Here is a 12,570-nt window from a genome sequence, read left to right on the forward strand (position 1 = left end):
GCGATCTCGCCCTCAGTGCGTCGCCTGCGCGGCCCGCAGACGGGCGAGCACCTGATCGCGCAGCTCTTCGGGCGCGGTCTCCTTGCAGGCGCGTGCCACGACATCGGTGAGGGTCTTCGCCACCAGCGCCTCGTCCTTGCACGCCTCGCAGTTCTCGAGATGCTCGCGGATCTCGGTGTGCGCGGTACGGCAGACCTCGTTGCGGAGGTACTCCTCCAGATCCCGGCGCGCCTTCTCGCAGCCGCAGTCGCTCATTTTCTGCTCCTCGGTTCGGCCGCGCGGATTCCCCGTTCAGCGGCGTAGTCGGCCAGCAGCTCGCGGAGCATGCGCCTGCCACGATGCAGACGGCTCATCACGGTGCCGATGGGGGTCTTCATGATGTCGGCGATCTCCTGGTAGGAGAATCCCTCGACGTCGGCGAGGTAGACCGCGAGGCGGAAGTCCTCGGGCACCTCCTGCAGGGCATCCTTCACGACCGACGCCGGCATGTGGTCGATCGCCTCCGCCTCGGCCGAGCGGCTGTGCGATGCCGTCGTCGACTCGGCGCCGCCGAGCTGCCAGTCCTCCAGGTCGTCGATCGCGCTCTGGAACGGCTCGCGCTGACGCTTGCGGTAGAGGTTGATGTACGTGTTGGTGAGGATGCGGTACAGCCACGCCTTCAGGTTCGTCCCCTGCGTGAACGTCGACCACGCGCCGTAGGCCTTCACGAAGGTCTCCTGCACGAGATCGGCAGCGTCGGCCGGGTTGCGCGTCATGCGCATGGCTGCCGCGTAGAGCTGATCCATGAAGGGGATCGCCTGCTCCTCGAAGTCGCGTCGAGGATCGCGGGAAGCTGTCTCGTCCATCACCGGCCAGTCTAGGCGGGAGAGCACGTCGTCAGCAGAGACATCGTCGGTGCGGTCGCGCAGGGCACTCGCCGTCATGTGTCTTCTCCTCTCCGTCTGTCGCAGGCTTCACTAGGCTTAGAACCGATGAGCACTGAACGGTATTCCCCTGCACCCGCTCGAGGCCGGTACGTCGCCCCGGTCGCCGAGCACGCCGTGCGCGCGTCCGTCACCGTCCCCGGCTCGAAGTCGCTCACCAACCGCGAACTGGTGATCGCCGCGATCGCCGACGGACCGGGCCGGCTGATCCGTCCGCTGCACTCGGACGACTCCCGACGCATGATCGAGGCGCTACGCCAGCTCGGAGTGGGTATCGAGGAGGAGCCGTCCGACGGCGACTTCGGCCCCGACCTCCTCATCACGCCCGGCCGTCTGCGTGGCGGGGTGACGGTCGACTGCGGCCAGGCCGGAACCGTGATGCGCTTCGTCGCTCCGCTCGCCGGGCTCGCCGACGACGAGGTGCACCTGACCGCACATGAGAGCGCCCTGCACCGTCCGATGGGCGCGCTGATCACCGGGCTGCGCGATCTGGGCGTCGACATCGACGACGAGGGCACCTGGTCGCTGCCGTTCACGGTGCGCGGGCACGGGCGCATCCGCGGGGGCAGGGTCGAGATCGACGCCTCCGGGTCCAGCCAGTTCGTCTCGGGGCTGCTGCTCGCCGCGCCACGCTTCGACGTCGGACTGCACCTCGTGCACACCGGCGAGCACCTGCCGAGCCTGCCCCACATCGACATGACGATCGAGTCGCTCAGCCGACGGGGCATCCGCATCGAGCGTCCCGCCGCGGGCGAGTGGCTCGTCGAGGCGGGCGTGCCGAGGGCGAAGGACATCGCGATCGAACCCGACCTGTCCAATGCCGCGCCGTTCCTCGCCGCAGCGCTGGTGACCGGCGGAGAGGTCACGGTGACCGGCTGGCCGCTGCACTCCACCCAGCCGGGGGCCCTGCTGCCCGACATCCTGCATGCCCTCGGCGCCCACACCAGCCGGCACGGCGGTGCGCTCACGGTGCGCGCCGGCGACGGCATCCGGGGCCTGGACATCGACCTGTCGGCGGCGAGCGAGCTGACCCCGACCATCGTCGGTCTCGCCGCCTTCGCCGACGGCCCCACCACCATCCGCGGCGTCGCGCACATCCGCACGCACGAGACCGACCGGATCGCGGCGCTCGTGAACAACCTCCGCGCCCTCGGCGGGGAGGCGGAGGAGCTGCCCGACGGCCTGCGCATCATCCCGCGGCCGCTGCGCGGCGGTGTCTGGCCGGCGCACCACGATCACCGCATGGCGACCACCGGCGCGCTCATCGGCCTGCGTGTCCCGGAGGTCGAGATCGACGACATCGGCACGACCGCGAAGACGCTGCCCGAGTTCACCCAGCTGTGGGAGCGCATGCTGACGGGCGCCATCGCGTGAGCTGGCTCGGCGACGACGACCTCGACGATGTCGAGGACTTCGACGAGAGCCGCATCCGCACCCGCCCCAACCCGAAGGCGAATCGGCCGCGCACCAAACGCCGCCCCGCCCACGACGATGCGGTCATCGGACGCATCCTCGGAGTCGATCGCGGCCGGTACAGCGTGCTGCTCGACGAGGACACCGCCGACGAGCGCATGATCACCGCGGCGAGGGCCCGCGAGCTGCGACGCACGCCGATCGTGACCGGGGACCGCGCCCGCGTGGTCGGCGACCTGTCGGGCGACGAGGGCACCCTCGGCCGCATCGTGAGCATCGTCGAGCGCACCTCGCTGCTGCGCCGCAGCGCCGACGACACCGACCAGGTCGAGCGGGTCATCGTCGCGAACGCCGATCAGATGCTCGTGGTCGTGGCGGCGGCGGATCCCGAGCCGCGAGCGCGCCTGGTGGACAGATACCTCGTCGCGGCGCTGGATGCCGGCATCCGCCCGCTGCTCGTCGTGACGAAGACCGATCTCGCCGACCCCGCCGACTTCCTCTCCCACTTCGATGGCCTGGATCTGACGGTGTTCACCAGCGCGCGAGGGCAGATGCCGGTCGACGAGATCGGCGAGGCCCTCGTGGGCCACTCCACGGTGTTCGTCGGTCACTCCGGGGTGGGCAAGTCGACGCTGGTGAACGCGCTGGTCCCCGACGCGCACCGCGCGACCGGACACGTCAACGAGGTCACCGGACGCGGCCGGCACACGTCGTCGTCGACCGTGTCGCTGCGCTACGTCGGCGCCGCGGGCAGCGGGTGGGTGATCGACACCCCCGGTGTCCGCTCGTTCGGGCTCGGACACGTCGATCCCGCCAACATCCTCACCGCGTACACCGAGCTCGCGCAGATCGCCGCGGACTGCCCGCGCGGATGCACGCACCTGGCCGACGCGGAGGACTGCGCGCTGAACGAAGCCGCGGCCGACGGCGAGCTGAGCGAGACGGGACAGGCTCGCCTGGAGTCTCTGCAGCGGCTGCTGGCCACCTTCGCCGGATAGGCTGGCCGGGTGACGACTCGCCTGGAACCCGGTACCCCCGCCCCCGACTTCTCGCTTCTCGATCAGGACGGCAGGGCCGTCTCGCTCGCCGATCTGCGCGGCCAGAAGGTCATCCTGTACTTCTACCCGGCGGCGATGACTCCGGGCTGCACGACGCAGGCGTGCGACTTCCGCGACAGCATCTCATCGCTGCAGGCTGCCGGGTACACCGTGGTCGGCGTCTCCCGTGACGAGCCCGAGAAGCTGCGCGCGTTCCGCGAGCGCGACGGGCTCACCTTCACGCTGCTCAGCGACCCCGACCACGCGGTGCACCTGGCGTACGGCGTGTGGGGCGAGAAGATGAACTACGGCAAGGTCGTCGAAGGCGTCATCCGCTCCACCTTCGTCATCGACGAGCAGGGCACGATCAGCGCGGCCCAGTACAACGTGAAGGCGACCGGTCACGTCGCCCGACTGCGCAAGATCCTCGGCATCGACGCCTGAGGTCAGGGCTCGGTGTCTCGCTCGGCCCTCCGGCTCGGGCTCAGTCCCGAGCGCTCGGTTCCCCGCCGCGGTGCAGCCGCGGGTCCGACTCCCCGTCGCGCCGCGTCGCGGTGATCAGCAGCACCAGACCGATCAGTGCCGTCCCGCCGACGCCGAGCGTGAACAGCCACACCTTCGGCTCCAGGCTGAGGGATGCCAGCCCCAGGGCGACACCGAGGACCTGGAACACCACTCCCCCCGACCGCGCCCACGACGCACGACGCAGCGTGCCCCACGCGAAGGCCCCGAGGGCGCCGGCGGCGATCAGTGTGAGCACGATGAGCGCGATGCCGCCGATGGTCGACGATGCCTCACCCGCCCCCAGCGCCAGCAGCTCGATGATGCAGACCACCCCGAGGGCGACTGCCTCGAGGGCGAGCACGATGGCTGCGGCGATGGTCGGGCCGGAAGTGCGCACGGGGACTCCTCTCAAGAGCTGTGGAAAAACCCTTGATTTCAGATGGTTTCTGTAACACAATGGAACAAGCCATGTGCTCCCACATCGGAGTGGGGCGGGCGATCGCCCGCATCACCAGGGTAGCCGACCCCGATCCGCTCACCCGATCTGCGCGCCGCGAGAACGGCGCCCCGCACCGAAACACCTATCTCTGAGGAGCCCCCGTATGGACTGGCGCGATAAAGCAGCCTGCCTGACCGTCGACCCCGAGCTGTTCTTCCCCGTCGGGAACACCGGCCCCGCTGTCGATCAGATCGAGAAGGCCAAGGCCGTCTGCGCCACCTGCACCGTCACGGAGATCTGCCTGCAGTACGCCCTCGAGTCCGGCCAGGACTCGGGCGTGTGGGGCGGTCTGTCCGAAGACGAGCGCCGCGCGCTCAAGCGCCGCGCGGCCCGCGCACGCCGCGCCGGCTGACGCAGCCGCTCCGCTCGGGGCTCCGAGCGCACACGATCGGATCAGCGCCGGTCATCCTGCGGGATGACCGGCGCTCATCCGTGTGCCGGCGGCTCGCGGCGGGACGAGGGTCAGACGGAGATCCAGCGCATCGGGATCTCGATGATCACCTCGGTGCCCTCTCCCTCCGCACCCTTCCACTCGATGCTGCCGCTGAGCTCGCCCTGGATCAGCGTGCGCACGATCTGCGTGCCGAGCCCCTGACCCACCCGTCCCTCGGGCAGACCGTGCCCGGTGTCCGCCACGGTCACGCGCAGCAGCTCCGAGGTGCGGGTCGCCTCGATGCGCACGATGCCCTCCTGGCCCGCGAGCCCGTGCTCGACGGCGTTGGTCACCACCTCGGTGAGCGCGAGCGCCAGCGGTGTCGCGTATTCGCTCGGCAGCACGCCGAAGCGCCCCTCGAGCTGCGTGCGTGCGCGCGTGTTGGGCGCGGCGGCGACCTCTGCGACGAGCTTGAGCACGCGGTCGAAGACCTCGTCGAAGTCCACGGTCTGAGCGAGCCCACTGGCCAGCGTGTCGTGCACGACGGCGATCGACTCGACCCTTCGCATCGCCTGGGTGAGCGCCTCACGCGCCTCGTCCGAGTGCGTGCGCCGCGCCTGGATGCGCAGCAGCGAGGCGACCGTCTGCAGGTTGTTCTTCACTCGATGGTGGATCTCGCGGATCGTCGCATCCTTGGTGATCAGCTCCTGCTCCTGGTGACGCAGCTCCGACACGTCGCGGCACAGCACGATGGCGCCGATGCGGGTGCCGCGATCCTTGAGCGGGATGGCTCGAAGCGACACGGTGACGCCACGCGCCTCCATGTCGGTGCGCCACGGAGCCCGGCCGGTCACCACCACGGGCAGCGACTCGTCGACCTGACGCGACGGGGGGACGAGCCGCGTGGTGACCTCGGCCAGCGACTCCCCCTCGAGCTCGTCGTCGAAGCCCATCCGATTGAACGCGGACAGCGCGTTGGGGCTCGCGAACGTCGTGATGCCGTCGACGTCGAGCCGGATCAGTCCGTCGGAGGCGCGCGGCGCACCGCGGCGCGGCGCGGTGGGAGCGGACAGATCGGGGAACTCTCCGGAGGCGATCATGTGGAACAGGTCGTTCGCGCACTCGTCGAAGCTGATCTGCTGGCGCGACGGCATTCGCACCTCGCCGAGGTTGGTGTGCCGGGTCAGGACCCCGATGATCTCGCCCTCGTCGTTGCCCTCGCGGCGGCGGATCGGCACGGCGCGGACCCGGGTGGGGGTCTCCTCGAACCAGTCCGGTGAGGACGAGTCGACGATCGTCCCGGATTCGGAGGCCGCCTGCACCTGGGTGCGCCACTGCGGGCGGACCTTCTCGCCGACGAGATCACGGTAGAACAGCGTGGCGGCGCCGCTGGGGCGCGAGTGGGTGACCGCGATGAACGAGCCGTCGGAGGTCTTGATCCAGATCACCATGTCGGCGGAGGCGAGGTCGGCCAGCAGCTGGCCGTCGCCGGCCAGGCGGTGCAGCCATTCGACATCGGCATCCGTGAGGAGACCCTGGGCGTGGACGAGGTCGCTGAGTGTTGACACGGATTCAGCCTACTGGCGCGCGGAGACGCGTTCAGAGGATGGCGAGGGAGCTGGCCCGCCAGCGCCCGTCGAAGCCCTCCAGCCGGATCGCCACCGCTCGCGTGCGTCCGGGCCCCGCCACCACCACGACCGCCTCGATGACGTTGTCGACCGGGGCGCTCTCGCGAATCGAGAGGATCTGGAAGCTGGGTCGCGTGGGAGCCTGGTTGCGGGCGCTGCGCGCGCGGGCCGACAGGTTCGCTCGGGTGACCAGGGCGCGGAACGCGTCTTCGCTGAACCATCGTGCGAGCTGATCGACCTCGCGCACACCGGCGAGGACCTCCAGAGCCCCCTGCGTCAGGCTGCGCAGCAGCGGCACCGGATCGGGCAGCTCGGCCGCCGAGGTCGGCTGCGGAGCGAAGTACTCGTTCAACGTCGTCGTCATTGCGCGATACCCCCCGGCGCGTGGTGCTGCTCATCTTCGTAGCGAACCCCACGAAAATAACACAGGGCGTCTGCTGTGCCGAGGGTGTTCGCACCCGGCTGTGGATAACCCGCATCGTCCGGATGTGTTCTCCTCTACTGTCGACAGCGTGGAATGGGAGCATCTCTTCGATGACCTCGAGGGCCAGCTCGCGGCCGAGTGGGAGGCCGAGCGCGCGGCGCTGGATGCCGAGTCCGAGCGGCTGCGCATCTCGAAGCTGACACTGCATGACCGCCTGCGGGCGATGAGCGCGACCGAGGGCAGGATGATGCTCGAACTGGCGGGCGGTGAGCGGTGGGATGCCGTGCTGCGCGTCGTCGGCGCCGACTGGGTCGGCGTGAGCGCTGGCGGGGACTCGCGGATGCGGATCGCCCCGTTGGATGCGATCGAGTCGCTCGCGGTCGACCACGGGACCCTGCTCGCCAGCCTCTCCCCCGGTGCACCGGACAGCGGCCTGCGCGGGCGGATGACGCTCGGGTTCGTGCTGCGCGATCTCGCGCGGCGGCGCGTGCCGGTCACGGTCGGCAGGCGCTCCGGGGATCCTCAGCACGGCACGATCGACCGCGCGGGCGCGGATCATCTCGATCTCGCGCTGCACGATCCGCACGAGCCGCGGCGCGTGCGCTCGGTGCGCGGATTCCGCAGCATCCCGTTCGTCTCGCTCAGCTGGGTGCGCGTGGAAGACGTCTCGGGCGTCGTCTGAGCGGACGGCGGCGAGCGAGCGAGGTCAGTCCCTGCGCAGCGGCGCGGTTCCCCAGACCTCGGGGAAGCTGGCCTCATTGGACTGCCGCCAGAGCGCCATCCGGCGCGCCTCCTCGGACTGCGCGTCGAGGTAATCGGCGAGGCTGGCGTGCTCCACCCGCCAGCGGGGCGGCGATCCGACCTGCGAGCCCCGCAGACGCCCCTCGTGCACGAGGTCGATGACTTCGTCGACCTCGATGCTGAGAAGCTCCGCCACCTGCGCGGGCGCGAGGAAGCGCGGAGTGTCTCTGGGTGCCTGGGACATGCATTCATTCTCCCCCGACGTGGCATGAAAGCCGTCATCGACCGGCCGCTGTGGATAACTTCGGCGGCGCTCTCCGACTTCTGTGACGATGTCTGCATGATCCGCTCCCGTTCCCCGCGTGCGTTCTTCGGCGATCTGCGATTCCTGATCGGCGTCGTGCTCGTGGTCGCGTCGGTCGCCGGCGTCTGGCTGCTGGTGTCGACCTCGCGTCAGACCACCCCGGTCCTGCAGGCGACGAGAACGGTGCTTCCCGGTGAGACGATCAGCTCCGCGGAGCTCCAGGTCGTCGAGGTGGGGCTCGGCGCGCTCGGCGACTCGTACCTCGCTCCGCAGAGCCTCGAGCCGGGCGCTGTCGCGGTGCGCACGCTCACCGCCGGCGAGCTGGTGCCGCTCGCCGCCGTGGGCGACCCGGACGACCTGCGCACCACATCCGTGGTGATCCGAAGCACCGCCGTGCCGGCCGACGTGACGGGCGGGGCCGTGGTCGAGCTGTGGCATGCTCCCCCGCTCGAGGACGGACGCGCATTCGAGGCGCCGCGGATCCTCGTCGCGGACGCGGTCATCGCGCGCGTCGCCGAGGAGGACGGCATGCTCGCCGGAGCGCGCACAGACGTCGAGGTCGTCGTCGACCGGGACGACGTCGCCGACGTGCTGGCCGCGATCACCGGCGGGGACGCCATCTCGATCGTCCCGACGGGGGCGGGGTCGCGATGAACCTGATCATCGTCGACGACGGCGCCGATGCGGCGCTGCTCGCGACCGATCTCGAGCTCGAGGGGGCACAGGTCACGGTCGTGCCACGCGACGCCGTGCCCGCGCTGCAGCTGAGCGGCATCGACGCGCTGCTCGTCCCGCCGATCCGGTCCCTGCTGACATCCGACCTGGTCAGCGCCTGCGATCGCGCCGGCGTGCGGGTGGTGCCGGTCGGCGCGGCAGACTCACGGATCGCATCGCGCTTCGGCCTGCCCGCACCGCTGCCGTTCGACACACCGGGAGCGCGGGTCCTCGCCACGATCACCGCCGGCGCCACCGCGGACGGGTCCTCCGGTCCCGCCCGGCCGCCTCGTGTTCTCGCGGTGTGGGGGCCGCACGGCGCCCCCGGGCGCACCACGATGGCCATCCAGCTCGCCGTGGAGCTGACCCGGGCCGGGCGCCGCACGGCGCTGGTCGACGCTGACAGCGTGGCTCCGTCGGTGGCGCTGCAGCTGGGGCTGGGCGATGAATCCCCCGGTCTCGCGGCCGCGTGCCGGCGCGCCCAGCTCGGCAGTCTGGACGTCGCAGAGCTGTCCCGCCTCGCCGTGCCGCTGGAGACATCGGCGGGCGTGCTGGATGTGCTCGGCGGGCTGAATCGCCCCCGTCGATGGCCCGAGCTCGCCGCCGCGCGGCTGCGCGCCACGCTCGCGGTCGCCCGTGACTGGCAGGACGAGATCGTCGTCGACGTCGCGGCCGCGTTCGACGAGGATGACGATCAGCTCGGACCCGATGCGCCGCAGCGGCACGCCGCGACCGCCGCCGTGCTGCTCGAGGCCGACGCCGTGGTCGCCGTGCTCGGCGCCGACCCGCTCGGCGTCAGCCGGTTCCTGCGCGGGTACACCGAGCTGCGTCACCTCGTGGGCGATACCCCCGTCACGGTCGTGGCCAACCGCGCACGCCCCGGTCCGCTCGGCATCGACGCCAGAGGACAGATCCGTCGCACGCTGAGCCGCTTCGCCGGAATCGACGACGTCGCCTTCGTTCCGCACGACCAGCGGGCGGCCGATGCCGCGGCGCTGCACGCCAGAGCGATCGCGGACGTCTCGCCGCGCTCTCAGCTCGTGAGCGCCGTGCGACGCGTCGCCGCCGGTCTCGGCGCCCGAGCGGAGGTCACTGGCGGTAGCTCGCGAGGAAGTTTCCGAGGCGCTCGACGGCTTCGCTGAGCACGCGCGCCTCCGGCAGCGTGACGACGCGCAGGTGGTCGGGGGTGGCCCAGTTGAACCCGGTGCCCTGCACCAGCAGGATCTTCTCCGACACGAGCAGGTCGTAGACGAGCTTCTCGTCGTCGCGGATCTCGTGCACCTCGGGGTCCAGCCGGGGGAATGCGTACAGCGCTCCCGCCGGTTTCACGCAGCTGACGCCGGGGATGGCCTCGAGTCCTCGCCATGCGATGTCGCGCTGCTCGTGCAGTCGGCCGGTCGGCGCGCTCAGTGAGTCGATCGACTGCACCCCTCCGAGCGCAGCCTGCACCGCGTACTGCGCCGGCACGTTCGGGCACAGCCGAGTGGATGCCAGCAGGGTGATCCCCTCGAGGAACCCGCGTGCGTGCGAGGTCGGCCCCGTGATGACGACCCACCCCGACCGGTAGCCGGCCACACGGTAGGTCTTGGACAGCCCGTTGAAGGTGAGACACAGCAGATCGGGGGCGAGGGTGGCGGTAGGGATGTGGGTCGCCTCGTCGAAGAGGATGCGATCGTAGATCTCGTCGGAGAGCAGCAGCAGATCGTTCTCCCGCGCGATCTGCACGATGCCCTCGAGAACCTCCCTGGAGTACACCGCGCCGGTGGGGTTGTTGGGGTTGATGACGACGATCGCCTTGGTGCGCGGCGTCACCTTCGATCGGATGTCCTCGAGGTCGGGCTGCCAGCCGTTCTGCTCGTCGCAGAGGTAGTGCACCGGGGTGCCGCCGGCGAGCGATGTCATCGCCGTCCACAGCGGATAGTCCGGGGCGGGGATGAGCACCTCGTCGCCCTCGTCGAGCAGCGCCTGCATGACCATCGTGATCAGCTCGGAGACGCCGTTGCCCAGGAACACGTCGTCGGGGTCGAAGCGCGGGAAGCCGTCGATCTCCTCGTAGCGGCTGACGACCGCGCGTCGGGCCGTGATCACGCCCTTGCTCTCGCTGTAGCCGTGCGCGGTCGGCAGGGCGGCGAGCATGTCGCGCACGATCTGGTGCGGGGCCTCGAAGCCGAAGGTCGCCGGGTTGCCGGTGTTCAGCTTGAGGATCTGATGCCCCTCGGACTCGAGCCGCGCCGCCTCGATCAGTGCCTTGCCGCGGATCTCGTAGAGAACGTTCCTCAGCTTCGACGACTGGTCAAGAGTGCGGCGTGTCATTCCGCAAGGATACCGGGGGCAGACGCAGCGATGCCGCGTGCGACAGCCGCTCGCGGCGGCTGCTGTCGACGTGGGCGTGCGCGAGCCTGCTGGCCCTGTCGCCGTCGCGGTCGCGGATCGCCTCGAACAGCGCGACATGCTCGTCGGCGATGTGCACGAGGTCGTCGTGCTGCACGAGCGACCAGCGCAGGCGGCTGCGGATGCTCTGCATGAGGCCCGCCAGCAGCCGATTGTCGGCGAGCTCCACGACGATCTCGTGGAAGTCGGCGGCAGCGCGGCGCGAGATGAGCCGGTCGTCGTGAGCGGCACTGTCCTGCTCCTCCTGCAGGGCGAGCTGCAGGCGATCCAGTCCGTCACGGCGATGGCGCTCCGCGGCGAGGCGGAACGCCATCGGCTCGAGCACCTGGCGGACCTCATCGAGATCGGCGAGGTCGGCGGCCGTGAACTCGCGGACGATGGCCCAGGTGCGCGGCCGCAACTCGACGAGCCCCTCGGCCTCGAGCATCTTCAGGGCGTCGCGCACCGGCACGCGGCTCACGCCGAACTCGCTCGCGAGGTCGCGTTCGATCAGCTTGCTGCCCGGTTCCCGGTCGCCGTCGAGGATCGCGTCGCGCAACCACGACGCGACCCTGCTGGACTCCAGCTCCCGGTCGTCTGCTCTTCCCACGCACTCATCCTCGCATCCCGACGGGAGAGAAGCCGGTCAGGCGGTCTTGGCCGGCGTCTTCTCGACCCAGCGGATGCCCTCCTTCAGCGTCGGCACGATCTCGGTGCCGATCCGGCGGGCGAGCAGATCGTCGAGCCGGTCGAGCGGGCCGATCAGCGTGCGTCCACCCGCGCGCGCCACGCGGATGGCGGCGTCGATCTTGGGCTGCATCGAGCCCTCGGCGAATGTCATCGCGGCCACGGCGTCAGCGGAGGCGGTGTGGATGTCGCGCTGCTCCGGTGTCCCCCAGTTCTCGCTGACGTAGTCGCCGTCGGTGAGCATGATCAGCGTGTCGGCGCCGATGTCGGCGGCGAGCGCTGCGGATGCGAGGTCCTTGTCGACGACGGCCTGCACGCCCACGTGACGGCCCTTCGAGTCCACGCGAACCGGCACCCCTCCTCCGCCGACGCACACCGCGAGGCTGCCGGCCTCGAGCAGCCGGCGGATCAGCGGGGCCTGCACGATCGCGAGGGGGTTGGGCGAGGGCACGACGCGGCGGAATGCCTTGCCGTCCTTGGCGATCGTCCATCGGTACTCCGCCGCCGCCTCCGCGGCGTCGTGCGCGGAGTACTGCGGTCCGATGAGCTTGGTGGGGCGTTCGAACGCGGGGTCCGACTCGTCGACGATCGTGGTGGTGATGATGCCGGCCACCTCGCGCGCACCGTTGAGCGCGTTCGACAGCTCCTGCTGGACGACGTAGCCGATCATGCCCTGGGTCTCGGCACCGAGGATGTCGAGCGGATAGGCGGCGACGTCCTGGTAGGCGAGGTTCTGCAGCGCGAGCAGGCCCACCTGGGGCCCGTTGCCGTGCGTGATGACCATCTCGTTCTCGCTCGCGAGCGAGGCGAGCGCCTCACACGTGGAACGGACGTTGGCCCGCAGATACTCGGCGGTCATCGGCTCGCCACGCCGCGCGAGAGCGTTGCCGCCCAGAGCCACCACGATACGCATTCTGTCTCCCTTGTTGAGCCGACTTGGTATCCCAGAGTCG

The 12,570-nt window shown here is 70.4% G+C and carries 17 protein-coding genes; 8 read left to right on the forward strand and 9 right to left on the reverse strand.

The window, feature by feature from the left end:
- Positions 1-12: 12 nt before the first annotated feature.
- Complete coding sequence (locus tag H9633_RS01275; protein WP_191711813.1) at positions 13-255, reverse strand: zf-HC2 domain-containing protein; 243 nt, start codon at positions 253-255, stop codon at positions 13-15.
- Positions 252-923, reverse strand: a complete 672-nt coding sequence (locus H9633_RS01280) for a sigma-70 family RNA polymerase sigma factor (protein ID WP_071641442.1) — start codon at positions 921-923, stop codon at positions 252-254. Before H9633_RS01280 ends, H9633_RS01275 begins: the two co-directional genes overlap by 4 nt.
- Positions 924-971: 48 nt before the next feature.
- Here H9633_RS01280 and aroA point away from each other — a divergent pair, with 48 nt between their 5' ends.
- From aroA to bcp, 3 genes are read left to right on the forward strand one after another with little or no spacing between them, the layout of a single operon-like run.
- Entirely contained in the window at positions 972-2,297 is a 1,326-nt protein-coding gene (gene aroA, locus H9633_RS01285) for a 3-phosphoshikimate 1-carboxyvinyltransferase (protein WP_071641444.1), read from the forward strand.
- A complete protein-coding gene (gene rsgA, locus H9633_RS01290) occupies positions 2,294-3,334 on the forward strand; it encodes a ribosome small subunit-dependent GTPase A (RefSeq protein WP_071641447.1) in 1,041 nt (346 codons plus the stop codon). The genes aroA and rsgA overlap by 4 nt, the downstream gene beginning before the upstream one ends.
- A gap of 9 nt (positions 3,335-3,343) precedes the next feature.
- The gene (gene bcp, locus H9633_RS01295) at positions 3,344-3,817 is read left to right on the forward strand and encodes a thioredoxin-dependent thiol peroxidase (RefSeq protein WP_071641449.1); all 474 of its coding nucleotides are present in this window, start codon (positions 3,344-3,346) and stop codon (positions 3,815-3,817) included.
- Between the two features lie 40 nt (positions 3,818-3,857).
- Here bcp and H9633_RS01300 read toward each other — a convergent pair whose 3' ends face one another.
- Positions 3,858-4,274: a hypothetical protein gene (locus H9633_RS01300; protein WP_191711814.1), complete on the reverse strand. Its 417-nt coding sequence runs from the start codon at positions 4,272-4,274 to the stop codon at positions 3,858-3,860.
- 71 nt (positions 4,275-4,345) lie between these two features.
- On the opposite strand from H9633_RS01300, the gene H9633_RS13095 reads away from it, so the two are divergent.
- Positions 4,346-4,468: a hypothetical protein gene (locus H9633_RS13095; protein WP_256221010.1), complete on the forward strand. Its 123-nt coding sequence runs from the start codon at positions 4,346-4,348 to the stop codon at positions 4,466-4,468.
- An 11-nt stretch (positions 4,469-4,479) separates the two neighbouring features.
- Positions 4,480-4,728 (forward strand): WhiB family transcriptional regulator, encoded by a 249-nt coding sequence (locus H9633_RS01305; protein WP_071641453.1) that lies wholly within the window; start codon positions 4,480-4,482, stop codon positions 4,726-4,728.
- Between the two features lie 110 nt (positions 4,729-4,838).
- Here the strand turns inward: H9633_RS01305 and H9633_RS01310 are convergent, their stop codons facing one another.
- Together H9633_RS01310 and H9633_RS01315 are read right to left on the reverse strand one after the other, a co-directional pair.
- Entirely contained in the window at positions 4,839-6,317 is a 1,479-nt protein-coding gene (locus H9633_RS01310; RefSeq protein WP_071641455.1) for a sensor histidine kinase, read from the reverse strand.
- Between the two features lie 31 nt (positions 6,318-6,348).
- Positions 6,349-6,741, reverse strand: coding sequence for an Rv3235 family protein (locus H9633_RS01315; RefSeq protein WP_071641457.1), 393 nt, complete (start codon positions 6,739-6,741; stop codon positions 6,349-6,351).
- Between the two features lie 148 nt (positions 6,742-6,889).
- Here H9633_RS01315 and H9633_RS01320 point away from each other — a divergent pair, with 148 nt between their 5' ends.
- Positions 6,890-7,483, forward strand: coding sequence for a hypothetical protein (locus H9633_RS01320; protein WP_191711815.1), 594 nt, complete (start codon positions 6,890-6,892; stop codon positions 7,481-7,483).
- Between the two features lie 24 nt (positions 7,484-7,507).
- On the opposite strand, the gene H9633_RS01325 is transcribed toward H9633_RS01320, so the two are convergent.
- A complete protein-coding gene (locus H9633_RS01325; RefSeq protein ID WP_191711816.1) occupies positions 7,508-7,786 on the reverse strand; it encodes a helix-turn-helix domain-containing protein in 279 nt (92 codons plus the stop codon).
- A 96-nt stretch (positions 7,787-7,882) separates the two neighbouring features.
- On the opposite strand from H9633_RS01325, the gene H9633_RS01330 reads away from it, so the two are divergent.
- Both H9633_RS01330 and H9633_RS01335 read left to right on the forward strand, forming a co-directional pair.
- The gene (locus tag H9633_RS01330) at positions 7,883-8,500 is read left to right on the forward strand and encodes an SAF domain-containing protein (RefSeq protein ID WP_191711817.1); all 618 of its coding nucleotides are present in this window, start codon (positions 7,883-7,885) and stop codon (positions 8,498-8,500) included.
- Positions 8,497-9,702 (forward strand): AAA family ATPase, encoded by a 1,206-nt coding sequence (locus H9633_RS01335; RefSeq protein WP_191711818.1) that lies wholly within the window; start codon positions 8,497-8,499, stop codon positions 9,700-9,702. The genes H9633_RS01330 and H9633_RS01335 overlap by 4 nt, the downstream gene beginning before the upstream one ends.
- On the opposite strand, the gene H9633_RS01340 is transcribed toward H9633_RS01335, so the two are convergent.
- The 3 genes from H9633_RS01340 to H9633_RS01350 are packed head-to-tail and all read right to left on the reverse strand — an operon-like array spanning position 9,650 to position 12,530.
- Positions 9,650-10,873, reverse strand: coding sequence for a pyridoxal phosphate-dependent aminotransferase (locus tag H9633_RS01340; RefSeq protein ID WP_191711819.1), 1,224 nt, complete (start codon positions 10,871-10,873; stop codon positions 9,650-9,652). The two genes, H9633_RS01335 and H9633_RS01340, sit on opposite strands and share 53 nt — an antisense overlap.
- Positions 10,854-11,540, reverse strand: coding sequence for a GntR family transcriptional regulator (locus H9633_RS01345; protein ID WP_071641470.1), 687 nt, complete (start codon positions 11,538-11,540; stop codon positions 10,854-10,856). Before H9633_RS01345 ends, H9633_RS01340 begins: the two co-directional genes overlap by 20 nt.
- A gap of 36 nt (positions 11,541-11,576) precedes the next feature.
- On the reverse strand, positions 11,577-12,530 hold the full coding sequence (locus H9633_RS01350; protein WP_071641471.1) for a carbamate kinase: 954 nt from the start codon (positions 12,528-12,530) through the stop codon (positions 11,577-11,579).
- Positions 12,531-12,570: the final 40 nt, after the last annotated feature.

Origin of the sequence: Microbacterium commune, from assembly GCF_014836945.1 — a bacterium.
In the GTDB taxonomy this organism is placed as follows: Bacteria; Actinomycetota; Actinomycetes; order Actinomycetales; family Microbacteriaceae; genus Microbacterium; species Microbacterium commune.